This is a genomic window from Lentzea alba (assembly GCF_011067745.1).
GTDB classification, from domain to species: Bacteria; Actinomycetota; Actinomycetes; order Mycobacteriales; family Pseudonocardiaceae; genus Lentzea; species Lentzea alba.
Map to the genome: position 1 here is coordinate 31,174 of NZ_JAAMPJ010000007.1, position 26,473 is coordinate 57,646.

Annotated in this window: 25 protein-coding genes; 10 read left to right on the forward strand and 15 right to left on the reverse strand. The window is 69.3% G+C overall.

The annotated features are described in order from the left end of the window. The first annotated feature begins 656 nt into the window (after nt 1–656). Nucleotides 657–1,445 carry a hypothetical protein gene (locus tag G7043_RS25090; protein ID WP_166049482.1) on the forward strand — a complete coding sequence of 263 codons (789 nt, stop codon included), beginning with the start codon at nt 657–659 and terminating at the stop codon, nt 1,443–1,445. 265 nt (nt 1,446–1,710) lie between these two features. Here the strand turns inward: G7043_RS25090 and G7043_RS49475 are convergent, their stop codons facing one another. From G7043_RS49475 to G7043_RS25100, 3 genes are all read right to left on the reverse strand, one after another. Further along, nucleotides 1,711–1,833, reverse strand: coding sequence for a hypothetical protein (locus tag G7043_RS49475; RefSeq protein WP_278185849.1), 123 nt, complete (start codon nt 1,831–1,833; stop codon nt 1,711–1,713). Between the two features lie 172 nt (nt 1,834–2,005). Next, nucleotides 2,006–2,743 (reverse strand): GAF and ANTAR domain-containing protein, encoded by a 738-nt coding sequence (locus G7043_RS25095; RefSeq protein ID WP_166049484.1) that lies wholly within the window; start codon nt 2,741–2,743, stop codon nt 2,006–2,008. Nucleotides 2,744–2,748: 5 nt separating this feature from the next. Further along, nucleotides 2,749–3,477 carry a GAF and ANTAR domain-containing protein gene (locus tag G7043_RS25100; protein WP_166049486.1) on the reverse strand — a complete coding sequence of 243 codons (729 nt, stop codon included), beginning with the start codon at nt 3,475–3,477 and terminating at the stop codon, nt 2,749–2,751. A 589-nt stretch (nt 3,478–4,066) separates the two neighbouring features. Between G7043_RS25100 and G7043_RS25105 the strand changes: the two genes are divergently transcribed. The 5 genes from G7043_RS25105 (at nt 4,067) to G7043_RS25125 (ending at nt 7,685) form a co-directional block, all read left to right on the forward strand. Next, the gene (locus G7043_RS25105; protein WP_166049488.1) at nt 4,067–4,276 is read left to right on the forward strand and encodes a hypothetical protein; all 210 of its coding nucleotides are present in this window, start codon (nt 4,067–4,069) and stop codon (nt 4,274–4,276) included. A 5-nt stretch (nt 4,277–4,281) separates the two neighbouring features. Continuing rightward, the gene (locus tag G7043_RS25110) at nt 4,282–5,352 is read left to right on the forward strand and encodes a magnesium and cobalt transport protein CorA (RefSeq protein ID WP_166049490.1); all 1,071 of its coding nucleotides are present in this window, start codon (nt 4,282–4,284) and stop codon (nt 5,350–5,352) included. A gap of 88 nt (nt 5,353–5,440) precedes the next feature. Further along, on the forward strand, nt 5,441–5,806 hold the full coding sequence (locus G7043_RS49480; protein WP_166049492.1) for a substrate-binding domain-containing protein: 366 nt from the start codon (nt 5,441–5,443) through the stop codon (nt 5,804–5,806). Further along, nucleotides 5,794–6,342: a Kae1-like domain-containing protein gene (locus G7043_RS25120; protein ID WP_166049494.1), complete on the forward strand. Its 549-nt coding sequence runs from the start codon at nt 5,794–5,796 to the stop codon at nt 6,340–6,342. The genes G7043_RS49480 and G7043_RS25120 overlap by 13 nt, the downstream gene beginning before the upstream one ends. A 107-nt stretch (nt 6,343–6,449) precedes the next feature. Next, nucleotides 6,450–7,685, forward strand: coding sequence for a glycosyltransferase (locus G7043_RS25125; RefSeq protein ID WP_166049496.1), 1,236 nt, complete (start codon nt 6,450–6,452; stop codon nt 7,683–7,685). On the opposite strand, the gene G7043_RS25130 is transcribed toward G7043_RS25125, so the two are convergent. From G7043_RS25130 to G7043_RS25145, 4 genes are all read right to left on the reverse strand, one after another. Then, nucleotides 7,651–7,947, reverse strand: a complete 297-nt coding sequence (locus tag G7043_RS25130; RefSeq protein ID WP_166049498.1) for a hypothetical protein — start codon at nt 7,945–7,947, stop codon at nt 7,651–7,653. The genes G7043_RS25125 and G7043_RS25130 overlap by 35 nt on opposite strands. 29 nt (nt 7,948–7,976) lie before the next feature. Then, nucleotides 7,977–9,119 carry a transaldolase gene (gene tal / locus G7043_RS25135; RefSeq protein ID WP_166049500.1) on the reverse strand — a complete coding sequence of 381 codons (1,143 nt, stop codon included), beginning with the start codon at nt 9,117–9,119 and terminating at the stop codon, nt 7,977–7,979. A gap of 34 nt (nt 9,120–9,153) precedes the next feature. Continuing rightward, nucleotides 9,154–9,576 (reverse strand): transketolase-like TK C-terminal-containing protein, encoded by a 423-nt coding sequence (locus tag G7043_RS25140; protein ID WP_166050182.1) that lies wholly within the window; start codon nt 9,574–9,576, stop codon nt 9,154–9,156. Between the two features lie 233 nt (nt 9,577–9,809). After that, the gene (locus G7043_RS25145; protein ID WP_166049502.1) at nt 9,810–9,962 is read right to left on the reverse strand and encodes an RGCVC family protein; all 153 of its coding nucleotides are present in this window, start codon (nt 9,960–9,962) and stop codon (nt 9,810–9,812) included. Nucleotides 9,963–10,290: 328 nt separating this feature from the next. Between G7043_RS25145 and G7043_RS25150 the strand changes: the two genes are divergently transcribed. Then, entirely contained in the window at nt 10,291–10,623 is a 333-nt protein-coding gene (locus G7043_RS25150; RefSeq protein ID WP_166049504.1) for a hypothetical protein, read from the forward strand. A 406-nt stretch (nt 10,624–11,029) separates the two neighbouring features. Further along, nucleotides 11,030–12,271: a glycosyltransferase gene (locus G7043_RS25155; protein WP_166049506.1), complete on the forward strand. Its 1,242-nt coding sequence runs from the start codon at nt 11,030–11,032 to the stop codon at nt 12,269–12,271. A 425-nt stretch (nt 12,272–12,696) separates the two neighbouring features. Here G7043_RS25155 and G7043_RS48520 read toward each other — a convergent pair whose 3' ends face one another. Continuing rightward, nucleotides 12,697–13,005, reverse strand: coding sequence for a hypothetical protein (locus tag G7043_RS48520; protein ID WP_242642654.1), 309 nt, complete (start codon nt 13,003–13,005; stop codon nt 12,697–12,699). Between the two features lie 302 nt (nt 13,006–13,307). On the opposite strand from G7043_RS48520, the gene G7043_RS25165 reads away from it, so the two are divergent. Beyond that, the gene (locus tag G7043_RS25165; protein WP_166049509.1) at nt 13,308–13,622 is read left to right on the forward strand and encodes a DUF6069 family protein; all 315 of its coding nucleotides are present in this window, start codon (nt 13,308–13,310) and stop codon (nt 13,620–13,622) included. Here the strand turns inward: G7043_RS25165 and G7043_RS25170 are convergent. The 3 genes from G7043_RS25170 to G7043_RS25180 all read right to left on the reverse strand — a co-directional run bounded on the left by G7043_RS25170 (nt 13,598) and on the right by G7043_RS25180 (nt 14,916). After that, nucleotides 13,598–13,741: a hypothetical protein gene (locus G7043_RS25170; protein ID WP_166049511.1), complete on the reverse strand. Its 144-nt coding sequence runs from the start codon at nt 13,739–13,741 to the stop codon at nt 13,598–13,600. The genes G7043_RS25165 and G7043_RS25170 overlap by 25 nt on opposite strands. Before the next feature lie 2 nt (nt 13,742–13,743). After that, nucleotides 13,744–14,346: a hypothetical protein gene (locus G7043_RS25175; protein WP_166049513.1), complete on the reverse strand. Its 603-nt coding sequence runs from the start codon at nt 14,344–14,346 to the stop codon at nt 13,744–13,746. A 267-nt stretch (nt 14,347–14,613) separates the two neighbouring features. Continuing rightward, a complete protein-coding gene (locus G7043_RS25180) occupies nt 14,614–14,916 on the reverse strand; it encodes a hypothetical protein (protein WP_166049441.1) in 303 nt (100 codons plus the stop codon). On the opposite strand from G7043_RS25180, the gene G7043_RS25185 reads away from it, so the two are divergent. Continuing rightward, nucleotides 14,915–17,404 carry an ATP-binding protein gene (locus G7043_RS25185; RefSeq protein WP_166049515.1) on the forward strand — a complete coding sequence of 830 codons (2,490 nt, stop codon included), beginning with the start codon at nt 14,915–14,917 and terminating at the stop codon, nt 17,402–17,404. The two genes, G7043_RS25180 and G7043_RS25185, sit on opposite strands and share 2 nt — an antisense overlap. A gap of 54 nt (nt 17,405–17,458) precedes the next feature. Here G7043_RS25185 and G7043_RS25190 read toward each other — a convergent pair whose 3' ends face one another. From G7043_RS25190 to G7043_RS25205, 4 genes are all read right to left on the reverse strand, one after another. Beyond that, entirely contained in the window at nt 17,459–18,085 is a 627-nt protein-coding gene (locus tag G7043_RS25190) for an RICIN domain-containing protein (protein ID WP_166049517.1), read from the reverse strand. 35 nt (nt 18,086–18,120) lie between these two features. Further along, the gene (locus G7043_RS25195) at nt 18,121–22,014 is read right to left on the reverse strand and encodes an SGNH/GDSL hydrolase family protein (RefSeq protein ID WP_166049519.1); all 3,894 of its coding nucleotides are present in this window, start codon (nt 22,012–22,014) and stop codon (nt 18,121–18,123) included. Nucleotides 22,015–22,293: 279 nt separating this feature from the next. Next, complete coding sequence (locus tag G7043_RS25200) at nt 22,294–25,884, reverse strand: S8 family peptidase (RefSeq protein ID WP_166049520.1); 3,591 nt, start codon at nt 25,882–25,884, stop codon at nt 22,294–22,296. Between the two features lie 140 nt (nt 25,885–26,024). Next, on the reverse strand, nt 26,025–26,306 hold the full coding sequence (locus tag G7043_RS25205; RefSeq protein ID WP_166049522.1) for a hypothetical protein: 282 nt from the start codon (nt 26,304–26,306) through the stop codon (nt 26,025–26,027). Nucleotides 26,307–26,473: the final 167 nt, after the last annotated feature.

Here is a 26,473-nt window from a genome sequence, read left to right on the forward strand (position 1 = left end):
CACGAGAACCTGACAACCAACACGGCGCGCGAAATTCGGCCCGGCCTCCACGATCGGACGTTCCGCGGCACCAGGCGGGTCCGTTCGACCAAACCAGGCCCACAGTGGAGCCAGCATCGAACGGTGCCGATCATCTGAGCTGGTCACGGCGTTGATTCGACCCAGGACCCGGCGGTGCACGCACTGATCGAAGATGCACCGAGGGAGGGCGGACAACGAAGCGAACGCAACCAGGCAAAGGGGATGCTGGTGCAGCCAATATCGCACCACGGCCTTTGGCATGGCACTGGCGAGCTTCGCCGCGCACAGATCACCCAGGCACCAAGGCCTCAGCACGGACACTTTCCGCGTCGATCGTCGCCAATCCTGGTCGATGACAGATCCTCACGTTGACACCCACATGACTTCGAATCATGCACGTAGGCTTCTTAAACATGGATTCCCATCTCGCGAAAATGGGCCATTCGGGGCGTCAAGCATGCATTCCTGCCCACATGGGAGTAGGATACGTGGTGTTGCTCAGGACCTCGGTGGCGCAGATGGATGCGACCCGAGGTTCTTTTTGTGCACGATTATGTTTCAGGACAGAAGGCGTCATGAATAAATTCCACCCAGCCATTCGCGCAACGCTCGGCGCCACCGTGGTGGTGGGGGCCATGGCCGTCGTCGCTCCCGCGGCGCAGGCCGGCACCATCCCCGTGGCGTGCAGCGAGAGCGCTCTCGTCGCGGCGGTGGACCTGGCCAATTCCACTCCGGCCGCGGACACCCTCGTCCTGGCGGGCGGCTGCACCTACGGCCTCACCGCTCCCCACGGCGGGCTGACCACCGGACTACCGGTCATCACCACTCAGATGGAACTGCTCGGCCCGGCGACCATCACTCGCACGTCGCTGCTGCTGTTCCGCATCTTCGAGGTCAGCGCCACCGGTAACCTCACCCTCAGCACCTCGGTCGCGGTCACCAACGGCAGCGTCGTCGGTGACGGTGGAGGCATTCTCAACCGCGGCGCGGTAACCCTGACCAGCAGCAGCCTGAGCGGCAACCTGGCCACCCTCAACGGCGGCGGCTTGGCCAACGCCGACACCCCCAACGGCACCGCGCCCGCCGCCACGTTCACCAGGAGCCCGGTGACCGACAACATCGCGCTGCTGGACGGTGGCGGAATCTACAACGGCGAGCGCGGCACGCTGACCACCACCGGTGTCAGTGGCGGCCCGATGCTCGTCGGCCGCAACACCGGATCACGCGGAGGAGGCATCGCCGCGGTCGGCTCCACCGCGACCGTGATGACCCAGACCGCCGTGACGACCAACGTCGCGTTGCTGACCGCGGGCGGCGTCTACCGCCAGGGCGGCACCATGACCAACAACAACTCACCGATCAGCGCGAACCTGACGAACAACTGCCTCGGCAGCGTACCGGCGGTCCCCAGCTGCACCGGATAACCACATCCAGAACGATGCTGTGGGCCTCCCCGAAACGGGAAGGCCCACAGCGTCGCGTAGGCGCTGCCTGCAAGGAGCTGGCGAGACAGCTGCCGTGCCGGCGATGAGCGATCCGTGGCCGAGTCCGGTGGGCGTCGCGAAGATCGATGTCGCGGTCGCCGCACATGAGCTGCACCAGCACCTAGAACAGGGCGGGATCTCTTGTGGTCGTGATGGCCTCGCCCACCGCAGCGGCAGTGGTTGGGTTGACGGCGACGCCGACCAGTCAGCCGTCCTCGCGCGTCACGGCCAGGGACCGGTGCGACGGCGCCTGCCGCCACAGCGAACACTCGGCGATCGGCAGGCCGGTGGCATCGGCAAAACCTGGCTGGCACTCGCGTCGGCGCACGTCCGCACAGGAATCTGTAGGCGCGCTGGCTCGGCATCATGCCGACCAGTCCGGTCCCGGTCGTGCGGATGACCGTTCTCGGGAATATCCGAGGATGGTGCCGGTCCGGCTTGCGGCGCGTGAGGTGCTCTCGGCGCTGTCGAACTTTCGCCGGTGGGCTGTGCGCCGCCTTTTAGCGGCGTCGGGTCCTGCTGTTCCTTAGCAGTTCGGTGATCTCCGGTGATCGCGATGCGACCTGCCGTGCGACGTCGGACAGCAGCTGATTGCTGTTGCGGGCGTGGGTGCGCATCAGGGAGAACGCGTCCGCGACATCGATCTGGAGGCGCTCGGCCAGGATTCCTTTCGCCTGCTCGATGGCGATGCGGCTGTTGAGCGCGTTCTGCAGCTGTTCGGTGACCATCTCGCTGTGCCGCAGCGCCCGGACCTGCAAGATGCTGATCGTCGCGACATTGGCGAAGGACTGGGCCAGCTCGACCGCGTCCTCCGGAATGGCGCCGGGCGCGGTTCGGAACAGGTTCAGCGCGCCGACGATCTGCTCGCGCAGTCGCATCGGCACCGCGTGGACGGCGGAGAACCCCTGTTCGCGTGCCGCGACGGTGAACCGGGGCCAGCGCTGCGGCTCCTGGCCCAGGTCGGCGCACGCCACGGGCTGCCCGGTGTGGAAGCAGTCCAGGCAGGGGCCCTCCTCGTCCTGCAGCTGGAACAGCTCCAGCATCCGGGCCTGTTCCGTGGACGCGGCCACCAGGTTCAGCGCACCTCGCTGATCAGCCAGCAGGATCCCGACCGCGTCCACCTCCAGCAACTCGACGCAGCGTTCGGTCAGGGTGTGCAGGAAGTCGATGGCATCGAACCGCAACACGAGCGTGTCCGCCAGCTCGACGAAGGTCTGAGCGATCCGCCGGTCCAACACGTGACTCACCTCTGTTTCTCATGGTTGGTGTCCGGGGTGAATCTCAGTCTGCGCGCGACCACCTCGACCGCCACCTCCGACAGACGCAGGCCGGTGACGTACGCGTGCGCCCGCAACCTCACGAACGCCTCACCGAGATCGCTGTCCAGCTGCACCGACACCATGCCGGTGGCCTGATGCACCACACCCCAGCGGCGCTCCGGCTCGCTACCCCACAGATCACCGCCGTCCAGCCCCACCGGCACCGCGGACCGGCCCAGCAACAGCGCCGTCGCCGTGTCCGCGAACAGCAGCGCATCCGCGAGCTCCTCCGCCGACAGCGGGCCGTCGACGTCCCGGCAGATCTCCAACGCGCCCAGCGCGATCGCGCCCAGCGTCAAAGGGATTACGAACACCGCCGCCACCCCCGCCGCGACCGCGGCCGGCGCGAACACCGGCCAGCGCCGCGCGCTCCACCCGTTCGCCAGATCGGACACGAACACCGGCTGGTTCTGCCGCAGAGCCTCCGGCACAGGCCCCTCACCCACCGTTGCCCCGAGCTCGGCGATCTCGTCACCGGCAGCTCCGGTGACCTCGAGCGGTTGCGCGGTACCGGCCAGATAGACCGCGACGCCGACCGCGTTCAGACCCGTCCGGCAGGCAAGGCAGACATGGCGGACACCGACGGGCTCCTGGTCCGCTCGCGCGAACTCGTTGATCACCGCGAGTATGTCGAGATGCCGATTCGTGCCCACGCTGGTCACTCCTCGCCATTGTGTTCCAGGAAGAACCTTAGCCCTTCACACCCACCCGCACGTCGTCGCGGTTGTCGGGCCGCACGGACCGACGCGGAGGTGAGGCTGGTCGAGCACGGGAGCTCCGACGGAAACTGGTCAGTGCCGCAGGGGCGGCGGGCCGGCGTATTCGGAGACGCGTGCGGCGAGTTCCTGTGCGCCGGCGTGGGAGGGGGTGGCCACAGCGTCACCCCTGACAGTGAGACTGGAGAAGTGGTCACCGCCGGGGTCCGGGCGGTCACACCCCCAAGGCCCAACGGTTCACAGGCCACCGAACCGGCGAGGGGACTGCACATTCGTCGACATGAACCGACTGCTGCCGAACATAGCCGAGCTCTTCCACCGCACACTGCCACCGAGCGGGGCGGCATGTGAACGGGTTGAACGGGCCTGGTGGCCGGATCCGCGTACCAGGACGGTGTGCCGCCCCAGGCGGTCTCATCCGCAAGCGCGATGAGTGAGCGCCGGGAATTCGTCCTGACATGCGAGTACTGTTCGCGGAAAGTGCCCAGGACCCCGGCATGACGGCATCCGACCAAGGGGCACTCCCATGGCGCATCTCGATCAGCTTCCCGCCATCACGACGGTCGCGGGGATCGCGGAACCTCACCAGAGCACGGTCGCGTCCATCCAGCGCGCCGCCCGGCTGGGCCTGTTCAGCGCGGCCGAAGCAGAACTGATGATCAACCGGATCCGCGCGCTCGCGACCATGGACACTGCGGAAGTCCTCACGGTCAGTCCCAACAGGACAGATACGTGACTTCCATGGCCGCACGCGAGACACCGTGCGCCATGCCCGGCATGACCTCGCGGGCCGGCAGCATCGTCAACAACGTCGTCTACCTGGACGGGCGGCATTCCGCCTCCCCTGCCACTCTGGCCGAGACCTTCCAGCTGCTCGAGGGGCAGCCCGGCAGCATGGCCTGGATCGGCCTCTACCGGCCAGCGGAAGGACAGCTGATGGACGCGGCCGGCCAGCTCGGGCTGCACGAACTGGCGGTGGAGGACGCCATCACAGCCCACCAGCGCCCGAAACTGGAACGCTACGACGACACGCTGTTCGTGGTACTGCGCTCGGCTGACTACCGCGATGACACCGAACGGGTCGAGTTCGGTGAGCTGCACCTGTTCGTGGGTCCCAGTTTCGTGCTGACCGTGCGGCACGGCGACACACCGGACCTGGCCGGCGTGCGGCGCCGGCTGGAGAACCAGCCCCACCTGCTGCGGCTGGGCCCCGAGGCGGTGCTGTACGCCGTGCTCGACGCGGTGGTCGACGGTTACACACCCGTCGTGGCCGGACTGCGCAACGACATCGAAGAGATCGAGACCGAGGTGTTCAGCCGCGACCCGAACGCCTCCCGGCGAATCTACGAGCTGTCCCGTGAGGTGATGGAGTTCCAACGCGCGACCCACCCGCTGCTCACGATCCTCGACAGCCTCTCGTCCGGTTTCGCCAAGTACGGCATCGACGAGGAACTGCGACGCCATCTGCGCGACGTGGCCGACCACGCCACCGTCGTGGTCGAGCAGGCCGACAGCTTCCGCGGCATGCTGGCCGCCATCCTCTCGGTCAACACCACCCTGGTCACCCAGGCGCAGAACGAGGAGATGCGTCGTCTGGCCGAGGCCAGCAACGCGCAGAACGAGCAGATCAAGAGGATTTCCTCGTGGGCGGCGATCCTGTTCGCTCCCACGCTGATCGGCACGATCTACGGGATGAACTTCCGCCACATGCCCGAGCTGAACTGGCTGTGGGGATACCCGTTCGCGCTGCTGCTCATGGCGCTGGTCTGCGCCGGCCTCTACCTGGTCTTCAGGCGCCGCGGCTGGCTTTGAGCAGGTAACTGCCCCCACCCGCGACATCTGAGCTGCGAGAGCCCGCTTGGCCGTATCGCTTCCGAGGTGTTCGGCGTAGGTTCGCGGTGTGGCCGGGAAGTCTCCCGGCTTCACCGGGTGTTGTCTCGTTGGCCCGGACCCGCTGTGTGCACGACACGCTCGCCGACGAACTCGACGTCGGTCACGCCTGCCACGGCACGCGCAGGACGCCGGTCGGGCGGTCGCGATGGCGACAGAGGTCTGTGCGCGGATGCCGCAGGCGATCATCGCCGTGGGCGACTTCTACGCCGAGGCGGTGATCGTGGGCGTGCGGAGGCTGGGGCTGCGGATGCCCGACGATGTGGCGGTGATCGGCTTCGACGATCTGCCGAACACCGCGCACTTCGCGCTGGGGCTGGACAACGTCGACCCGACCGCGGACGGGCGGACGGTGGTGCGGTCGTGCGGTCGGTGAACCTGGGTTCCGCTCCCCCGCCGCTGACGACGGTGCGCATGCCGTTCGCGGACCTCGGTTCGAAGGCGGTGGAGCTGCTGCTTGCGAGGCTGCGCGGCGATCAGGTACCGGACTCCGTCACGTTGTCGCCTGAGCTCGTGGTCCGGCCGTGGTCCACCGTTCGTGCGAGTGTCGTGGCCTGCTGCGCGCGGCTGCGGGAGAACACCGGGCTGAACGCGGTGGCGCTGTTCGGTGGGGTGTTCCAGAACGCGCTCATGCTGCTGAGGGTCTCGGACGGTCTGCACCGCAACGGGTTCCGCGTGCTGACTCGCCGCCAGACCCGCCAACGACGGCGGCGTCAGCCTCGGCCAAGCCGCCGTCGCCGCCTGCCTCACAGCAGCGGCCCCGGAGTGAGCGGAGGACGCGCTTGCTCGGCGTGCTCTTCCCGTGTCGGCTGGGGCTCCTTCACCACCACGACCTGGCGCTGGGCCACGACTCGCCTCGTGGGTGAACGATCACGCGGCGCTGTCGTTTTCCGGTTGAGTCCGGCGCTGTAGTCTGATCCCGCTGGCAGATTCAGCGACCGCCCGGACCTGCGGTCTCGTCACCTCGTCGTGAGGAGAACACCGTGGGCGGCAGTCCCCAGCGAGCCACGTTCACGCGGATGAGGATCGCGCTGGTGTCCGAGCACGCCAGTCCGCTCGCCGCACCCGGCGCGTTCGACGCCGGCAGCCAGAACGTCCACGTGGCAGGGCTCGCGTCCGCGTTGTCCGCTCTGGGCCACCAGGTCGTCGTCTACACGAGGCGCGATCATCCCCACGTACCGCAACGTGTGCACGCCGTTGGCGGCTACGACGTGGTGCACGTGCCGGCGGGTCCTGCCGTGAGGCTGGACGAGGAGGAGATCCTCGCGCACACCGGGGATTTCGTCGGATTCCTCAAACTCGCCTGGAAAGCGCGCCGTCCGGACGTCGTGCACGCCTACGGCTGGCTGTCCGGCATCGCGGCGGTGCTGAGCGCCCAGGCGAGCCAGGTGCCGGTGGTGCAGACGTATCACGCGGTGCGGACGGTGCCCGCGCAGGACCAGCGCGCGACCAACCCGGCTTTGACCAAACGCCTGGCCGTGGAGCGGCTCGTCGGTCACGAGGTGGCCCGTATCGTCGCGACCTGTTCGGCGGAGGCCGGCGCCGTGCTCGGGATGGGGATGGACAGGTCGAAGCTCGTCGTGGTGCCACGCGGCGTCGATCTCGACCTGTTCGCGCCGGGACCTGCACCCCTCAACCGGAATCGCCCGCGCAGAATCGTTTCGGTCGGCAGACTCCTGCCGCACAAGGGTTTCGAGAACACCATCCGCGCTCTGTCCACAGTGGATGGGGCGGAACTGGTGATCGCCGGTGGCGGCGCACAGGGTGATCTCCAGGGTGATCCCGAGACGAAGCGCCTGCGCGCGCTGGCCCGTGCGCTCGGCGTCGAGGAACGCGTCGTGTTCGCGGGTCACGTGCCGCACGCCGAGCTGCCCGCGCTGCTGCGGTCCGCGGACCTCGTGGTGTGCACCCCGCGACACCAGTCGTCCGGCGGCGTAGCGCTGGAAGCGATGGCCTGTGGCACACCGGTTCTCGCGACCGCGGTCGGCGGTCTCGTCGACGCCGTCGTGGACGGGCTGACCGGAGTGCTGGTTCCGCAGGGAAAACCGGGCGCGATCGCCAAGGCGTTGCGCGCGCTCCTCGCCAACGACACGCACCGGAAACTGCTCAGCGACGCCGGGCGCGACCGGGCACTCGCGCGGTACTCGTGGCACCGTGTCGCCACCGACCTGGTGCGCAACTACGCCGCGGCAGGGTCCCGCGCTCCGGATCGGCCGCCGGTCACGCCCGCGCGAACGGGTTCGACGCCTCGATGAACTTCCCGACCACGACTCTGGCGAAAGCCGAGCTGATCGTGCCCGCCCCGAGGCCGGTCTCGACGAGGTCGTCGAACGCACGCTGATGGTCGCGCGCCGCGGTCGTGGCCAGGTCGACGAGCTGCGGAGTGCTCGTGAGCCGGGCCAACGCGTCCGTCTGCCGCAGGTGCCTGCCGAGCTCATGGCGCGACGATCGCCGGTAGCTGACAGCGGAGTTCGTGGTCATGGCGGCTTTCCCGGTGAGGCATCCGGGCAACACCACGACTTCGACCTTCTCGTTTCCCCGCCAGGTCAGCGCTGTGATGACCTGTGCTCGGCCAGGCCGCGGCCGAGCTGGCCGCGCACGGTGCCGGCGAGCTCGTCCCAGCTGGCGGCGAACTTCTGAACTCCCTGGCGTTCCAGCTCATCGGTGACCTCGCGGTAGTCGATGCCGAGCTCGGCGATCTCGCCGAGCACGTCCTGGGCTGGGCCGTAGATCTCCTCCAGCACGAGAGCGGGGACAGTGCCGTGGTCGGCGAAGGCCTCCAGCGTGGCGCCCGGCATCGTGTTGACCGTGCCGGGGATGGCCAGTCCGGACACGTACATCGTGTCCGGGTAGTCGGGGTTCTTCACCCCGGTCGAAGCCCACAGAGGTCGCTGCGGGCGCGCGCCCGCGGCGGCCAGGCGACGCCAGCGCGGGGACGCCAGGCTTTCCGCGTGGATCTCGTGGGCCAGGCGGGCGTTGGCGATCCCGGCCTTGCCCTTGGCGGCGATCGCACGGCCGGTACCGATGGTGTCGAGACGCGCGTCGATCGCGCTGTCCACTCTGGATACGAAGAACGACGCCACCGAGTGGATGGCGGACACGTCGTATTCGTTGAACGCAGCCGTTTCCAGACCGGTGTGGTAGGCGTCGATCACGTCGCGGTAGCGCTCGAGGGAGAAGATCAGGGTGACGTTGACGCTGATGCCCTCGGCGATGACTGCGGTGATGGCACCGAGGCCGTCCGCGGTGGCCGGGATCTTGACGAGCAGGTTCGGCTCGCCCACCGCCGCCCACAGCTCACGGGCGCGGGCGATGGTCGCCTCCGCGTCGTGGGCGAGACCGGGGTCGACCTCGAGCGACACCCGGCCGTCGACGCCGTCCGTGCGGTCGTACAGGGGACGCAGGACTCGGCAGGCGGCCCGCACGTCGTCGGTGGTGATGGCGAAGACGGTGTCCTCGACGCTCGTGCCGGTCGCGGCGAGCTCTCTGAGCTGCGGCGTGTAGCGCTCACCACGCTCCAGCGCCGAGGCGAAGATCGTCGGGTTGGTCGTGATGCCGACGACGCCGCGGTCCGCGACCAGTGCCTCCAGCCTGCCGCCGGCGAGAAGCTCGCGGGACAGGTCGTCGAGCCAGATCGAGACTCCAGTAGCGGTGAGGGCGTCGAGCGGGTGGTCGTGGCCGATGAGCATGTTGTCTGTCTCCAAGGTCGGGAACTGGTGCGGGTCAGGCGGGACGGTCGCCGGTGCCGCCGGTGGTGGGCGCGGAGGTCTGCCGCGCGCCTCCGGGACGGACCATGGTGACCGCGTCACGCAGGCAGTCGTGCGCCGCCGCGGCGACCGCGGTGGCGGTGATGCCGAACTCGTCGAAAGGGCGCCAGTGGTGAGTGGAAGCGCCGACGTGCTTGAGCGACACGATCCGGCCGCCGTCGCCGACGACGTCACGCCAGCCCTGGCCGACCGCGTCCTCGACGCTCACCCGTGCCCGCACGCCGGGCTGGAGCACTTCGTCCTGATAGGACAGATCCTGCACGGCGAACCGCTCCCGGCAGGGCATCGAGACCACACGAGCGGTGATGCCGTCGTCGGCGAGCAACTTCCGGGCGCCCAGGGCGAACTGGACCTCGGAGCCGGTCGCGACCAGCAGCAGAAGCGCGTTTCTGGTGGCTGATCAACGAGGGTCCGGGCGGCCGCTGATGCTCCCCAACGCGGGTAGCCGGAATGCGGTCGCCCAAACGTGCTCAGCCACGCGGGCGTGCTGCTGCGGCGGGGCCGAGAGGCTGCGGGACGAACCTGATCAGTGTTGGTCGGGCGGCCGCCGCGTCGTCGACCTGCCACGGCGTAGGGTCAGCCGCTCGGTGGTCAGCACGGCCGTGGTCGCGATCATGAGCAGATGCAGCCGCGAGGCAGTGCGGAAACCGTGGTGGCGGTGCAGTAGCGCACACCGAGCGCGTCGTGCTCGGCCCACGGGTGAGGGCACACGTTGCAGACGCTGGTGGTGTCGACGCAGTCGTCGAGATCAATGGTCAGTGGCATTGAGGGAAGCACGAGGGTCCCCGCCTCCAGCCGATATGGCCGGGCTTCGTGGTACGCCCAAGGCGGCACCAGCTTGACCGCTGCTGCGCGAAATGCCCTCGGTAGTCCCCATCTTACCCGACTCTGGCCTCTCCGGCGCCGTCAACGGCTCGTTTGCTGACGGCGTCACCGGGTACCTGGTGCCTTTCAGACTCGATCGGAAGGTGCACAGTGGATCCGAGCCCCCTGCTGTACGCGGGCGCGGGACTCGCGACGCTGGCCGCGCCGATGCTGCCGCGGCTGCTCGACCGAGCGCCGATCTCCATGCCAATGCTCTTCCTCGGCGCGGGTGCCCTCACCTTCGCGGTCGTCGAGCCGCTGCGGCCTGATCCGGGCACTCGCCGACGACGTCGACCTCCGCACCAGCGACACCGGTACGACGATCCGGTTCCACTTCGCCACCTCGCAGGCCGGCGCACCACCGGTCGCGCCGGTCACGCCGTCGGAGCTGATCGACCTGACGTCGGAGGAGTCGACGGACGGCACCCAGGTGCTCCGCGTCACCGGCGACCTCGACACCTGCGCCGCGAACGAGCTGCGGGCACCGTTGCTGGCGCACATCGACCGGCAGGGTGACCGGCGCCCCGTCGCGACCTCGACCTCACTGCTCTGGGCTACCTGACCGCTCTGGGCTACCTCAGCAGCTCCGGCATCGCGCTGCTCCTCGAAGCCGCCTACCTCGCCCAGCGCACCGGGCGCGCGTTCGGCGTCACGAGCCTGAGCGGCAGCGCGCCGGACCGGATCCTGACGCTCTCGGGTCTCGGTGACGCCCTCGCGGTGTGCAGAACGTCAAGCTGACGGGCTGTTGTCTCCGCCACCGACACCAATCATCCTTTGTGGATAGTCGGGTCACACCCGCGAGGGCTTGGCCGAACCCCCGCGTATCCACACCGCGGCCTTCGGAAACGTTTCGCCGGGCCGGGAAGATCTCGCACCGGGGCCCGGCAGCCGGTAGCCTCGGTGCGCTGGCTGAATCAGCAACCGCCCGGACCCGCGGTCTCGTCACCTTTCAGTGAGGAGATCCACCGATGGGCAGGATCGCACTGGTGTCCGAGCACGCCAGTCCACTGACAGCGCCCGGTCAGGACCACGCGGGAAGCCAGAGCCTCTACGTCGCGGACCTCTCGGCCGCGTTGAGCGGCATCGGTCACGAGGTGGTCGTCTACACCCGGCGCGACGATCCGCGCACGCCCGCCAGGACACGCGTCCGTGCCGGTTACGAGGTGGTGCACGTTCCTTCCGGGCCAGCCAGGAGGATCACGGGTGACGAGGCGACCGCCCATGCCGGGGACTTCGCGAGATTCCTCAGCACCGACTGGAACACGAACCGACCGGACGTCGTGCACGCACAAGGCTGGCTGTCCGGCATCACGGCGGTGCTGGGAGCCCGGCACAGCCAGGTGCCCGTGGTGCAGACATTCCACACGCTGGGCGCCGACCTCCAGCGCCACCAGGACGAGAACGACTCTCTCGCGATGAAACGCCTGGCCGTCGAACGACTTCTCGGCCAGGAGGTCGCCCGCATCGTCGCCACGTGCTCGGGCGAGGCCGAGGACGTGCTCAAGATGGGGATCAGCCGGGCGAAACTGTCCGTCATTCCCCACGGCGTTGACTTGAACCTGTTCACACCGCAAGGTGTGGTCGCCAAACGCAACGGTGTGCGTCGCATCGTGTCGGTCGGACGTCTGCTGCCACACCAGGGATTCGACGACCTGATCCGCGCCCTGACCTCTCTGGAGGACGCCGAGCTGGTGATCGTCGGCGGTGGATCCGTGAACGGACGGCTGCGCGGTGACACGGAGGCGAGGCGGCTGCGTGCGCTCGCCCGCGTACGCGGTGTCGCACACCGAGTCACGCTGGCCGGGCATCTGCGCCACCACGAGCTGCCCGCACTGCTGCGATCGGCGGACGTCGTGGCGTGCACGCCGTGGTACGAATCGTTCGGCGTCGCGGCGCTCGAAGCGATGGCGTGCGGAGTTCCGGTGGTGGCGACCTCCGTCGGCGGTTTCGTCGACACCGTGGTGAACGGGCAGACCGGGATCCAGGTACCGCCGAGGAATCCGGGCGCGATCGCGAAGGCGTTGCGAACGCTTCTCCCGAACGACACCCGCCGGGAGCTGCTCGGCGCCGCTGGACACGACCGGATGCACGCGCGGTATTCGTGGCATCGCATCGTCTCCGAACTGATGCAGGTCTACACCGCCGCGCGCCGCTCGTCGTCCACCGGATCCCAAACAGTCCCTTTGCGACAGTCGCATGTGGACCTCTAGGCGGTGCCGCGGCGTTCTGCTTGCCGCGCCGGTCGATCCCCGTTCGATGCGTGCAGGGTTGGGCTCGTCGAGTTCTTCTCGCACGTGGGCGGTCAGGCCCATGTCGTCCTCGGTCACGCACTGACGCCGCTTCTGATGCCGACAGAACTCACCTCGCCCGCAGGCCCTTCTCGCCTGCCGGACCATTCGAAAGGCCCCGCCTCATGGTTCGCACCTACGGCTTCATGAGCACGTATCCACCCACCCAGTGTGGGCTCGCCATGTTCACCTCCGCCCTCCGTCATCATCTGACCGCCGCCACCCCTGGTAGCGAGGGCCGCGTCGTCCGCGTACTCGCGGAGGCCGAGCGCGGACCTGTGGGTGGCAAAACATGGTTCAACGGACCTGACCTGCGGATCAAGCTGCTGCAGGTTCGTACTCGTTGATCAAGCCGCCAAGCACTCGCCGTCGCACGCCGGCATGCTCCCCGCTTGAGCGCGCAGGAACCGCCGCCACGACGTGTCGGAGCCTCGAGTCGGCGAAGGCGGAATCCGAAGCCGCTTGAGCACACGGCGAACAGTCGACGCGGTCGTCCGGTGGCCGAGCTTGAGCAACTCACCTTGAAGACGGCGGTAACCCCAGCCCGTGTTCTCCCGCGCCATCCGCTCGATCAACGCCACCACGGCCTCATCAACCCGTGGCCGACCACTCCGGTTCGGGTAGGTCCACTTCTTCGCGACCAAGCGCCGTGCCACCGCAACACCGTGCCGGGAGACACCAACCGGTGCTGTCGCAGCCACGCCGGCAACCGCCGCACCAACACGGCCAGCACCGCCCGATCAGCCCAATCCAACCGAGGACGGCGCAGACCTCGACGCAACACCGCGACCTCATGCCGCAACACCAACAACTCGACGTCCTTGGCCGCCGAGGACCGGCCGAGCAGGACCAGCCGGCCACCCAGCCGGAAGGACGAGGTACAGCAGTCGCAGCGCCACGCCCACGATCATGCTGACCAAAGGACAACAGTGCCCGACCACCGCAGCTCAACGCGGGTGTGCAGAGTTCTGGCACCCCACAGGTCTACGTGTTCCTCACCGCGGTCGGCGTGATCGTGGTCGCCGTGGCGTGGGCCCTGATCCGCAGCAAGGCCGCCCGGCCGAACGCGTTGCTGCGCAAGCTGGTGCCTATCGTCGTCGCCGTGTCGCTGCTGCCCGACCTGCTGCTGTTCGGCATCCCCGGCGCGAGCCCGGTCGACGTGGTTGCCCTCATGTTGATGCACGTCGTGGTGGCCGCGGTCGCAGTGCCGACCTTCCGCACGGTGCTGCCGTTGCCCCCGGCCAAGAATCAGGACACCACCGCCCGCGTCTGATCACCGACTCGTCTCCGCGGCGCCGCCTCAGCGGCCAGCGCGCCGAACCGGGTCGACAACAGCCCGATCGCTTGGATCAGCTGGATGTCGTCCGCCGCCCAATCCGTGGCCAGCAGCATGGTCAGTGTGAGAACGGCTCGATGCAGGAGTTCTCACCGGTGTGGCCGTCGACGAACAGGCGCAGGCTGCCTGGCGTGAGGTCACCGAGCACGCAGGTGGGACCGATCTCGAAGACGAAGAAGACCCCCGGTGCGGGTTCAGGCATGCCCACCGGCGTGCGGACGTACCGCACGGTAGCGCCGGCGAAACCCTGGTCCGCCAATGCCTTTCGCGTCGGGTCCAGGGCGAAGTCGCCGGCGCCGCACAGTGCCGCCAGCGGTTGCTTGATCTTCTCCGCGGCGGTTGCGCCGGCCTGACGGGCCTCCGGTGACAGACCCTTGCGGACCTTCCAGCGGTTGTTCTCCGCGTTGTGCGGCGCGACGTCCGGGGTGTGGCCGCTGGCCGGTGCTGCGGAGGGAGGTGTGGTCGCAGGTTCGGGAAGGTTCACCTGGACAGCGCACGGCCCGTTCGGCGGCACGTGCGTCGGCGGGACCGGCTCGCTCGTTGGCGGCACGGTGACGGTCATGACGTCAGCACCGCCGTCCGACCCCGCGGTGTTCTGCCGGGCAGCGCAGCCCGAGGAGAACAGGAGCGCGACGAGAACGGTGACGACGCCAGCACGCATGGTCCGACCCTGGCACAAGTTCCGCCGTTCAGCGGACCAGTTGCGGAAATTCGGTCTGCCCGGGGTGATCTGGTGTCCTGCGCCGGAAGTCATACGACCAAGTCGGACACGCACTCCAAACCGTCCCACCGGCGCCCACCCTTCCAGCCGCCGTCGCCGGTGGAGTGAGTGGCGGTTCGGGCCTACCTGCACTTCGCCGAACCCGCCCTGTTCTCATCGGCGACTGCCTACGAGAACCTGCGCCAGGTAGCGCATCACGTGGGCGGATCAGCCTTGTGAGAGCTGCAGGACTCCGCGAACCCGCGTACTTCCGTCCCACTTGAACAGGATCGGCTCGCGGTCGACGAGCACCTGAATGGTGCGCACGTTGCGGGCGAAGCAGTCGGCCTTGCGGTAGGCGGCGGTGAGTCGGTGCCGCAGGATCACCGCATGGTGTCGTGTGCCGGAGAAGTGCTTGTGCGCCAACCACTCCTTCAGCTCTGGGTCGAAATGGTCTTCCGCATCGGCGAAGGCCCGCTTTGTGGGAGCATTTGACGGTTCACGCAAGATGCGTGCGGGGGGACTGGTCATGTCGTCAGGAGCCGGGGGGCCGACGCTGGGAACCCTGCTGCGCGGGTGGCGCGAACGGGCGTTGTTGACCCAGGAGCAGTTGGCCGACAAGGCCGGGCTCAACGTCCGCACCGTCCGCCGCCTGGAGAAGGGGGAGCTGTTCAGGCCTCGCAGCGCGTCGGTGCGGTCCCTGGCGGAGGCACTCGGTCTGGACACAGCGGAACTCGCGACGCTGACCGGTGCCGTCTCCGGGACACCGGAGAGTCGCCGCCACCCGGCCGATCCCCTGCCGCGGCAGTTGCCTGCCCCCGTCACGGCGTTCGTCGGCCGGACGCGGGAACTGGCTCTCCTGACCGAAACCGTTCCCGCCGACACGGTGGTGATCACGGCCATCGACGGCATGGCCGGGGTCGGCAAGACGGCGCTGGCCCTGCGCGCCGCGCACCAGCTGTCCGATCGCTATCCCGATGGCGAGTTGTTCGCGGACCTGCACGGGCACACGCGGACCATGGCCCCGGTGGAGCCCGCTGACCTCCTGGCTCGCCTGGTGGGCGCGCTGGGCGTCGAAAGCGAGTCGATACCCCAGCACGTCGACGACCGAGCGGCGCTGTACCGCAGTCTGCTGGCGGACCGCCGGATGCTGATCGTGCTGGACAACGCCGCCGACGAGGCGCAGGTGCTGCCCCTGCTGCCCGGCGCGGGCGGGTCCAGGGTGCTGATCACGAGCCGGCGACGGCTCGTCGGCTTGGGCAGCGCGACCACGGTGTCGGTGGACGTCCTGCCGTTGCCGGACGCGATCGCGCTGTTCACCGCGGCTGCCGGCTACGAGCGGGTCGCAGGGGCGCCGCGGGAGGCACTGGTCGATCTCGTCCGGTGCTGCGGCGTTCTCCCGCTGGCGCTCCGCCTTGCCGCCGCCAGGCTGAAAGCCCACCCGTCCTGGACGGTGGAGCACCTGCTGCAGCGGCTGGAAGCGGGGCACCGCAGGCTGACCGAGTTGCGCGGCGGGCAGCACAGCGTGCCCGCCGCGCTCGACCTGTCCTACCGGGATCTGACCACCCAGGACCGGCACGCGTACCGCTTGCTCGGCCTGCACGTCGGTGTGCACCTCACGCCGGAGGCAGCCGCGGCGATGCTGGCCACCGAGGTCGCGCCCGCGTCGGCCCTGCTCGAACGGCTGCTGGAGGTGCACCTGCTGGAAGAGCAGGTGCCCGGCCGGTACACGTTCCACGATCTGATCCGCGCCCACGCCGCCGCGGCGGCCGACGAGGAGGAGCCCGAGGTCGAGCGGCGCGCCGCTCTCACCCGACTGCTGGACCGCTACGGCCAGACCGCTTCCGCGGTGATGGACCGCCTCTACCCCTACGAAGCCGACATGCGACCTCGTCTGGACGGAGAGCGAACTGAGGCGCCCGCGGACGCCGCCGCCTGGCTGGAGGCGGAACTGCCCAACCTGCTGCCACTGACCCGGTTCGCCGCCGAGCACGGTTTCGCCGCGCACGCCCGGCACCTGGCGGGCACGCTGCACCGGTGGCTGCGCACGCGTGGCCGCTACTCCGAGGCCACGAGCCTGCACGAGCGGGTGTTGGCGGCCGCCCGCGCCGCCGGCGACCGCGTGGGCGAGGTGGACGCCCTCATCGGCCTCAGTGAGATCGATGCCCTGGACGGCCACCACGAAGCCGCCGCCGACAAGGCCGGGCGTTCTCTGGACATCGCTCGCGTCATCGAACACCGGCTGGGCGAGCTGCGGGCCCTGGTCAGTCTCGGTTTCATCTACCTGGAGCAGGCGAAGCTCCTGCCGGCGGCCGATCACTACCGGCAGGCGCTGGACACCGCGAGAGTCATGGGCCACCGGACCGGCGAGCTGGATGCCTTGATCGGCACCGGCCACGTCGAACGAGCGCTGGGGCGATACGAGCAGGCGATCGACCACCTGGCGGAGGCTCTGGACATCGCGCGCTCGACCGGCCACCACACCAGCGAGTCCCGAGCGCTGATCGGTCTCGGCTACGTCCACCTCAAGCGGGACGAACTGGTCCAGGCCTCCGAGCGATTCACACGGGCACTGGAACTGGCCCGTGACGCGGGTTACCGCGTGGGCGAGCTCAGCAGCCTCGCTGCCCTCGGCGACCTGCACCGTCTGCGGGAACGACACGACGAGGCGCGCGAATGCTTCCAGGACATCGCCGACCTCTCGCGTCGCATCGGCAACCGCAACTGGGAGTTCGAAGCCGTCCACGCCCTGGGCCGGCTGCACCACGACGTCGGCCGGCATCGCGACGCGCTCGAGCACCACGACCGAGCGCTGGTCCTCGCCGCCGACCTCAGGCAACCAGGAGACCAGGCCAGAGCCCACGACGGCCTCGCCCACGCCCACACCGCCCTCGCCTCGCACGAGCGGGCTCGCCACCACTGGAGCCTGGCCCTGGACATCCTCACCTCCCTCGGCATCGACGAGACAGACGAACGAGGAGTCGACGTCAGGACCATCCGCGCCCACCTGAGCCGGTGACCCGTGGTGTCGTGCGGGGGGTGTGGCCGGGCGGATGAGGCCCGGCCACAGCCGTCAGACCGCGTACTTGTACCAAACCTGGTGGCTCTGCCCGTGGCACGGCCAGAGCACGATTCTGGCGAAGTTGTCAGGGCTGCCGCCCTGGATCTCCATGCACTCGCCGTTGAGGTCGCTGGCGATCTGGTGCAGGTTCTCGGACTTCGTGTAGAACACCTGGTTCGGCAGCGTGGTGCAGCGGACCTGCTTGATCGGGATGTTCCTGCCGTCGGCGTGCAGGCACAACTGGCTGTGGGCGTTGCCCAGCAAGCGGAAGTAGATGAACCCGTCGCCCTCGGTCTTCCACTCCCACCACATCTGCGACACCCCGCCCGCGACGCAGTTGTACTGCACCGCGGGCGCCAGTGAGGCTGTTGAAGCGCCCTCGATGTCGAGGCACTTGCCCGCCCGCGCGTTCCGGAACGTGTAGGGGCCGAGCCAGGTGCCCCGCAGCTGCACGCCACCCACCACGGGGGCGGGCGGGGGTGTCAGGTCCGCGCGGTCGACCTGGACCCGGTCGAGCGCCGCCGCGGTGTCCGGTGCCGCGCGCCCGGCCGCAGCCGAGGCCGGGTGCCACAACCCGCTCGCGAGGGCGAGCACCGCAGCGGCCACCACACCGGCGGTCTGTCGCAATGGTGTTCTCATTCCGCACTCCTTCTTCAGGGTGGAACTCCGAGCGTTCACGAGCCGTAGCGGATCTCGTCGAGTCCCCGGCGCAGGACGCGGGCGTAGGCCGCGGTGCCCGACGGGTCGGGGTGGAACGACTCGCGGCTCAGGCACGGGCTGTTGCCGGTGCCGATGATTTCGGGCAGGCACAGGGCACTGGCCTTGTCGTTGGAGTGGAAGTCGCCTTCCCCGTACGGGCCGATCCTCGTGCCGTGGATCCACGCCGGGCTGTCGCACGCGGCGTGGCCGGCGAACTCGGGAATGGCGTCGGCGAAGTGCACCGGGATTCCCGTGGACCGCAGCGTTTCCGCGGCCTCACGTTGCCTGGTCGCCATGTGCTGGGCCAGTTGTCCGAGCATCCATCTCTCGTTTTCGTTGAACGTGTAGGCGCCAAGACACGCCTGCTCCGTGCTGATGATCTTCGGGTAGCCCAGCAGGACGATGTCGGCGTTCGGCGCTCGTTCGTGGATGGTCTCCAGCAGCGCCAGGACGTTCCACTTGATGCTGTCGATCTTCTGGATCTGCCGGTCGCCCCAACCTCCCAGGAGGGTGCAGTCGACCATCGGGGTGGCGCAGTCGGTCAGCGCCGCCGGGAACGCCGCGAAGTCGTTGCCACCTATGGTGAGCGTGACCAGCGTGGTGTTCCCGTCGAGCACGCCGCTGTCGACCTGCGCGACCTCGTGGAACTGCCCCTCGCCCTCGTCGTAGTCCTGGGGCCGGTCCCAGGAGTCGGGCCTGCTGCCCTCGTCGACGTTCCTCGTCCGCGCGCCGGAACAGGCCACGAAGCCCAGTTCGTGGTTCTCGTCGAACCGGTCGACCAGTGCGCCGACGCTCGCGGTGTCGCCGGGGAGCACCACCTTGCGCACGTAGGCGTCCTGGCTGCGGCGGCACGCGTTCCACATGGGAGTGCCGTGGTTGGCGTCGGACTGCGGGAAGTAGGTGGACGCGCCCTCCCCCGAGCTGTAGGAGTCGCCGAGCGCGGCCACGAAGTGCTTGGGCTTGGCCTGGAGCGTTTGGATGGCCACGGCGTCCCACGCCACGCGCACCGTGGAGTTGCCGTCATCGGTGATGTTGCTCAGCCGGATGACGGGTGAGCCGTGGAACTCGTAAACGCCGAGGGACACCCAGCCGTTGCGCTGGATCTCCTGAGGGAGGAAACGCACCCTGTCGAAGGTGCCGTTGCCGTCGAGGTCGAGCTCGTAGCGCGCCTGCTGCGTGCGCGCACCGACCACCGGCAGGTGGACGAGCACCCGGCCCCACGCGCCGGGCGACCGGTTGAACGTCCAGATGCCGTTGGCGCGGCGGACGACGTCCCGGTGGGTGTTGCTCATCCAGAACTGCCCGCCGAACCCGGTGCCGATCTGGTGGATGTCCACCTTGGCCGGGTAGTCGCCCGCGATGTCGGCGATCGGGAAGTCGAACCGGAACGATCCGGCGTTGGTGAATTCCTTGGCGCAGCCGGGCCTGATGGACGGGACCGACGTGGGCTGGTCGTCGATGAGCATCGTGTTCGGCGGCAGCCCGGTCAGCACGCAGTTGGGCGGGTGGCTCGTGCCGTCCTCCTGGTAGGCGTAGCCCTCGTCGAAGCGCAGCAGCTCACGACCGCAGGTTTTCTGGCAGTCGTCCTTCCACGTGTTCGACTGGTGGTACCAGCACTTGAGGTCGTACTTGCCGTTGGCGTTGCGGTGCTTGCACGGCCCGGCGGGTTCGCCGATGACGTCCGGGGCGTCCGGCACGACGAGCGCGTTCGGGTCGCACTGGTTGGACTGGTCGCAGAACTGCCAGGGCGCGGGGCGGACGTTGTAGCGGTCGTTGTCGGTGAGCCACCACGCCGCCCGGTAGCCGTGCACCATCACGCCGGGGCTTTCCGGTATCTCGATGGGGTGGCCTGCCCAGCCCATCACCTTCTCCGGGTAGGGCCACTTCTGCGGCTCTGCGGCGTCGGCGTAGGAGGTCTCGAGGAACGAGTCGCGGTCGGCGGGGTACCTCGGGTTGACCGGGTTGTTGAGCCAGCCGACACCCCAAGCACCGTCGTTCTGCCCCGCGCTGGACTGGGGGTAGAAGCCTGAGTTGTAGGCCCAGACGGCGAAGAACCAGTTCTCGATCCGGTCGTGGGAGCCGTTGTTGAGGACCAGTCCGGCCCGGCGCGTCTGGTTCCACTTGTCCTGCACCATCCGCACGCCGCGGGCCACGTTGGCGGCGAAGTCCAGCGCGATCGCGCGTTGCTGGTTCTCCGGCAGCGCGGTCTCCCCCGGCTTCTCCTTGCCCGCGAGCCGCATGCCGTCGGTGATCTGCATGACCCCGTACCCGCAGTCGGCCTTGCCCCAGCGGATCGTCCAGTCATCGCCCGGATCGTTGTTGTAGTAGTCGATGCCGAAGTAGTTGCCGATCAAGGGGTTCGCCGTCATGCCGGGGAGCGCGAACCTGGCGGCCTGCCACATGTTCGACTCCTGGGCGGCGATCCCGAGCATCACCTGGGCGGGCACGGCACCGCCGCCGTCCAGCGCTGTCGGCGGGAACAGTCCCTGCGGGGTGTACGACGGCATGCCGAGGCCCTTCCAGTTCGCCTCGCGCCGCACGGTGAGCTTGCCGCGCACGGCCTGGTCCACCGCCCACTCGACCTGACGGGGTTTGGGTTGCATGACCTGGTTGCGCGGGTCGTTGCGCGGAACGGAGCAGGTGCGCTCGGTGCCGTCGGACGGGTTGTGCGGATCGGCGGCGGCAGCGGCCTTCGGCAGTGCGGGGCTCGGTCCCGCACCACCGCCCGCCCCGGCGGTGGGCGTGACGGACAGGGTCAACGCCTTGCCGGTGACCAAGGACCTGGCGCTGATGTCGACCCGCGCCGTCGCCGTCGGATCGACCGCGGTGCGTGTGCTCAGCGCCGAGATGACCGCCAGTTCACCGCTGGAGGAGATGGTGGCCGTGTCGGGGACGTCAGTGAGCGCCACGGCGGCCGTGGCGGGCCGCGTGCTCGACTTCCGGTCGCCGGTCACGTGGACCTGGCCGCCCCGTGACGACCTCACGCTCAACCCCGTGGTCGGGCCCGTCGCGAGCGTGGTGGCCTCTCCCCTGCCCCGCTCGGTGAGCAGGACCCGCCGCACCGCCGATGTCGTGTCGTCTTCACGCTGCGCGAAGACGACACCGCCGTCGGCGTCCGCGGCGAGCCGGTAGGGCACGCCCTTCGCCGGCGCGACAACGGTGCGAGTGCCGTCGGGGCGAACCCGGACCACCGCGCCGGAGTCGGCCGCCACGATGCCGGTCGCCGTGGGCACCGGCGAGGTCAGCTGCCCCGGCACGTCTATCGGCTTGCCCGTGCTCCCGTCGACGGCATTCACCTCGATCAGACGTGTGAGCCCCAGGTCCTCGGTGCCCTCCTGGGTGAGCACGGCGGACTCGGTGGGCCCGCAACCGGGGTTGAAGTAGCTCAGGCTGGTCTGGACGGCCAGCTTGCGCACCGGCGAGCCTCCGGTGAGGTCGACGACCGCGGTGAACGCCCCGCGCTGGGCGAGATCCGGCCGGTTGGTGAAGGTGCGCGGCGCATACGCCACGACGGCCCGGTTACCGGACGAGGTCACGCAGAGGGTGCCGATCCACGCGTCGGCGTCGAACCCCGGCTCCGACAGCGAGGCCACAGTCCGCCACCGGTACCCGTCGCGGGCCTCGGCGACCAGCACGTGGAAGCCGGTGCTGTCGCCCGCGGTGATCACTGCCCGGTCCGCGGACTTCTCCCAGCCCGCGCCCAGCACCGCGGCGCGTTCGGCGGGGCGAACGCTGTCGGGCGAAGCACTTCTCGCGGCCGGGGCCGTGGAGTCCTCCGGTGCGGGTGCTGCCCGCGCGGTCACGGCGACCGCGGAGGACAACAGGACGGAAAGAGCGCACAGCAGGGCTGGGGTTCTTCGAGCGCGCACGACCACTCCTTGAGCCTTGAGGTGCCCGACGGGGAATCCCGACGGGCAGCCGTCAGGGCCGGACGTGACCAACGACGGCTGAACCGGCGAGATCACGCCGAGGAGCCGCGTTCCCCCTGCGACGACTCCGATCGCCACCGGGAAGCGAGCGATCACCTGTTCCCGTGCAGCACTTGCATTCTGGGGTCGGGACGACACGGACATCGAGGGCGTCACCCGGACATTCACCGGACATCGCTCGTGGCCCGGACGCGCCGGGCCACGAGCGATTCGGACGCATCAGCTGACCGCGTAGGCCCTGGTGATCGTCTCCGTCACCGAGTTGCCCAGGACGTCGGTGGCCGTCGCGCGCAACGACGCGAAGCCCGCCGGTCCCGCGGGAATCTCCAGCTTCCCGCCGGCGACCTTGACACTGCGCCACGTGGCGCCGTAGTCGTAGGACACCTCCACGCCGATCGACCGCACACGCGCGGCCCGTGCACCGGGCTGATGCGCGACGGACACCGTGCCACTCACCGCACCGTGCGCGGTGTTGCGATCGTCGAGGTTCAGCGCGTACCTGATGTCGAGCAACGGCAACGCCGTCCGCTCATCGGTGCCGGACCGCGAGTGGAACCTCCACTCCGAGCGCACCGCGGGAGACAGTGCCGGGTCGAGGTTTCCGGACGGCCGCACGGCCTGGGCGGTGAGGGTGAACCACCCCGGCCCGGAAGGCACCTCGAACGTTCCGAGCGCGGGCCGGTCACCGCGGGCGATCTCCTTGCCGTCCCGTGACAACACGGTCGTCCCGGTGTGCAACGGGGTGAAGAAGCTGGCCGTGGCGGGATCGCTGTCGGAGAACATCGGGATCGTCAGACTGATCCGGTCGCGTGAGCGGTACGCCCACGGCAGCGGTTTGCCGTCCTGCCGCGAGATCGGCGGCGTGGTCAGCTCCGGCCCGAACGGCGCGGCGAAGACGCGGGAGGTCCGCTTCTCCCCCGCCTCGAGCTGCACAGGCAACGTGATCTCCGCGTGCAACTGGTCCTCGTTGTCCAGATATCCGCCGGTGTCGGCCAGCTGCACCCCGACGCCGGGCGTGACGTGGTCCGTGCGGCGCTGCGGCCACTTCGACTCCACCTCCGCCCCTGCACGCATCAGCCCGAGACCCCATGACGCGACACCGAATCGGTACGTCCCCGGCGGCATGGTGTCGATCAGCCTGCGTTCGATCCGGCCGAGGCCCGCCCTGGCGAACGTGAAGTCGTACCCGCCGGGCAGACCACCCTTGACCTCCCGCCCGAGGAAGTACGACACCGGGCTGTTCGCCCGCACGGACAACGTGGCCTGCACGGTCCGTTGCGCCATCAGGTCCTGCACGCGGCGCAGATCCGCCGCGTTGTAGACGAGGCCGGTCGGCAACTCGGGTTCGGCGTCCGGGTCCGAGTCAACGGTGGGCATGAAGAAGGAGAGCACCGCACGCGCGCCCTTCTGCTTCAGCAGCTTCACCCCGTCCATCAGCTGCTCACCCGGCGGGTACACCGGGTCGTCCCAGCTCTTCGGTGTGATCACCGCGATCGCGCCGGAAACGTCACCGGCGGCCTCGATCGACGCCCGGTCCGCCTCACCGACGCCGACCAGCCGGCCGGTGTGCGTGCCCGTGAAGTCGTTGGTCCACGGGAAGTACGTGTCCCCCAACTCGAAGCCTCCGGCCCCGTTCACCGTCGCCAGCGCCCACGGGTGGTTCCAGTAGCTGAGGCTCGTCACCGTCAGGCCGCGCATCTGAGGGCCGGCGACGCTGTACAGCCGCGCGCCTTCCCTGGGCACACCACCGCGCAGAATGCCCGCGAACTCCATCGGCCCGGACTCGTCGGGGTCGGACATGAGTCCGATCCCGCCACCCGGCTGCGGCCGCGCGTCCGGGTCGTCCAGGCGGACCGTGATCGGCTTTCCCGCTGCGGTGTTCGCGTCGACGTCGGTGTCCTTGGAGATCTCCACCCGCTGGGCGAACATCGTGTCGTTGCCGGCCGTGTCCACGATGAGCCCGAACACCCGGTACGGGCCGTTCGCCACGGTGAGGGTCACCGAGTCGGTGGAGGTGGAGGTGAAGTCCGCGTACGCCTGGCCGGTGCGTTCGTTCTGCGCGATGACCAGTGACTGGAACGTCTCGCCGGACCTCGGCGGGACCTTCACGGTCAACGTCCGCCGCTCGCCGTTGAACTGGCCTGTCACCGGAGTGTTCAGCACCACGTCCCCGCCACGCGCCCGCAGCACTCCGGTGACATCGCCCGCCGGTTGCGCGGACGGACGCGCGGTCACGGTGACCGCCGCCGAACCGCCCGCCGGAACGGTCACCGACTTCGCCACCGAAAGGACGTCCTGGCGGTCGACGTCCAGGTCCAGCGCGAGCGTGACCGGAGTGCTCCCGGAGTTGACGTAGGTGATCTTGCGGGTCGACTCGGCCGTACCCCACACCGCACCGAACCCGGCCACGCCCTCGGCCCGCACCTGTTGCGCGACACCGCGGGCGATGTCGAGCCTGCCCGCGCCCTGGGCCAGCGTGGAGATGCCCGGCAGGCGCCGGGACGACCCGATCAGGACGCTCTTGATCTGCTCGCCGGTCCAGTCGGGGTGTTGCTGCGCGAGGATCGCGGCGGCACCGGCGACGTGCGGGGACGCCATCGACGTGCCGGAGATCCGCGCATACCTGTCGCCCATGGCGTACTCGGGGAACGTCCCGGCCGCCCGCGCGGCGACGATGTCCGTGCCCGGCCCGGCGATCTCCGGCTTCAGCCCGAAGTCACCCCGCCTCGGTCCCCGGCTGGAGCTGGTGCTCAGCTCGTCCCGCTTGGTCACGTTGGCCACCGTGAGCGCCCGGTCCGCGGCGGCGGGCGAGCTCACGGACTCGCGCGCCCCGTTGTTGCCCGCCGCGACGACGAACAGCGCGCCACTGGACTCGGAGAGCTGGTTCACCGCCTGGGACATCAGATCCGTGCCGTCGGTGACGCTGCCGCCGATGCTCATGTTGACCACGTCGGCGCCCTGTTCGACGGCCCACCGCATGCCGTTGAGGATCCAGTCCTCCCGGCCGCCGTCCTGGCCGAGCACCTTGCCGACCAGCAGCCGTGCGCCGGGTGCGACGCCCTGGTAGCGCCCCTGCGACGCCGCGCCGCTGCCCGCGATCGTGCTCGCCACGTGGGTGCCGTGCCCGTCCGTGTCCTGCACGCCCTCGCCGGTGAAGTCGGCCGACGAGTCCACAACGGACTTCAGGTCCGGGTGTTCCCGGTCGTACCCGCTGTCCAGCACGGCGACCTTCACCCCGTCGCCGCGAAATCCTGCCTGCCACGCCTTCGGTGCGCCGATCTGCTTCACACTCTCGTCGAGAGCGGGCCGAACGCGGCCGTTGAGCCAGATCTTCTCCTGAGCAGCCGCGACACTGGCCGAGCCGCGCTCACGCCACCGTTGCGCCGCCTCGGTCTTCGGGGTGTAGACCGCCGTGACGCCCGTGCTCAGGGCGCGCGCGGCGGAGCTGGTCACGATCGTCGGCACCGTGGGCTCGTGCCGGTCGTCGTAACCCTGCTGGACGAGCCCTGTCACGTCGAACAACCGCCGGTCCAGCTTGTCCGCCTCGAGGTCCGCGACGGCGTCCTCGGGCACCACGTGGTCGTGGCCGTCGAGCCGGTAGCGCCAGGCGCGCAGTCGCTCCCGGCCTTTCGCCATCCGCACGGACGCGACCCGGTCGCCCTCGACGACCACCTGGTCGCCCGTGATCAGCGTGACGACTCCGGGCGTGGCCGCGGCTTGCGGCACACCCGCGCTCGCCGTCGCAGACGTCGCGACCACGACGGAGAGCAGGAGCACGGCCACCAACGCCGCGCTTCGTTTTCTGTACATGCGCATCCTTCGAGCGGGGAACTGCCGAGTCCCCGAACGTAGGGTGCTCGCTGCGCCGTGTCTGCGATCTTCATGACCTCTTCACAACCGGGATTCTCGCCGCTCACAACGAAAATGAACCAAAGCCCCGAACCGTGCTGTCAGCGGTCGAGCAGTTCCAGGAACCGCTCGAGCAACATGTCCCGGTACTCCTCCTGCGTCCATCCGCAGTCCCGCACCAGCAACGTGTAGGCGCTGTCCTGCGCGGTGACCCAGCGCAGATCGACGGTGCGGTCGACGTCGTCGGGAAGCCGGCAGAACCCCCACTCCACCAACCGGTGGATCAGGCGGCGTCCCTCCTCCCGCATGTCCTCGATCCTCTTGCGGTAGGCCGGCGCGAGCACCGGGTCGGTGTTCGCGCCTTCCACGAAGGCCGACCACATGCCGGCACTGCGCCCGTTGGCGTCCGTCAGCGTCGCGGCGACGAGCGCGAGCGCGTCTCGGAGCGTTCTCCCGCGCCATCCGCTCGATCAACGCCACGACGGTGTCATCAACCCGCGGGCGCCCAGTCCGGTTCGGGTAGGTCCACTTCTTCGCGACCAAACGCCGA

Excerpts from the sequence above, each read along its gene's own strand:
- G7043_RS25090 (WP_166049482.1), top strand. The coding sequence starts at position 657 with ATGGCCGTCGTCGCTCCCGCGGCGCAGGCCGGCACCATCCCCGTGGCG.
- G7043_RS25105 (WP_166049488.1), top strand. The coding sequence starts at position 4,067 with ATGGCGCATCTCGATCAGCTTCCCGCCATCACGACGGTCGCGGGGATC.
- G7043_RS25110 (WP_166049490.1), top strand. The coding sequence starts at position 4,282 with ATGGCCGCACGCGAGACACCGTGCGCCATGCCCGGCATGACCTCGCGG.
- G7043_RS25125 (WP_166049496.1), top strand. The coding sequence starts at position 6,450 with ATGAGGATCGCGCTGGTGTCCGAGCACGCCAGTCCGCTCGCCGCACCC.
- tal (WP_166049500.1), bottom strand. The coding sequence starts at position 9,119 with ATGCTCATCGGCCACGACCACCCGCTCGACGCCCTCACCGCTACTGGA.
- G7043_RS25145 (WP_166049502.1), bottom strand. The coding sequence starts at position 9,962 with ATGCCACTGACCATTGATCTCGACGACTGCGTCGACACCACCAGCGTC.
- G7043_RS25155 (WP_166049506.1), top strand. The coding sequence starts at position 11,030 with ATGGGCAGGATCGCACTGGTGTCCGAGCACGCCAGTCCACTGACAGCG.
- G7043_RS25170 (WP_166049511.1), bottom strand. The coding sequence starts at position 13,741 with ATGCTGCTGGCCACGGATTGGGCGGCGGACGACATCCAGCTGATCCAA.
- G7043_RS25175 (WP_166049513.1), bottom strand. The coding sequence starts at position 14,346 with ATGCGTGCTGGCGTCGTCACCGTTCTCGTCGCGCTCCTGTTCTCCTCG.
- G7043_RS25185 (WP_166049515.1), top strand. The coding sequence starts at position 14,915 with ATGTCGTCAGGAGCCGGGGGGCCGACGCTGGGAACCCTGCTGCGCGGG.
- G7043_RS25180 (WP_166049441.1), bottom strand. The coding sequence starts at position 14,916 with ATGACCAGTCCCCCCGCACGCATCTTGCGTGAACCGTCAAATGCTCCC.
- G7043_RS25190 (WP_166049517.1), bottom strand. The coding sequence starts at position 18,085 with ATGAGAACACCATTGCGACAGACCGCCGGTGTGGTGGCCGCTGCGGTG.
- G7043_RS25200 (WP_166049520.1), bottom strand. The coding sequence starts at position 25,884 with ATGTACAGAAAACGAAGCGCGGCGTTGGTGGCCGTGCTCCTGCTCTCC.
- G7043_RS25205 (WP_166049522.1), bottom strand. The coding sequence starts at position 26,306 with ATGTGGTCGGCCTTCGTGGAAGGCGCGAACACCGACCCGGTGCTCGCG.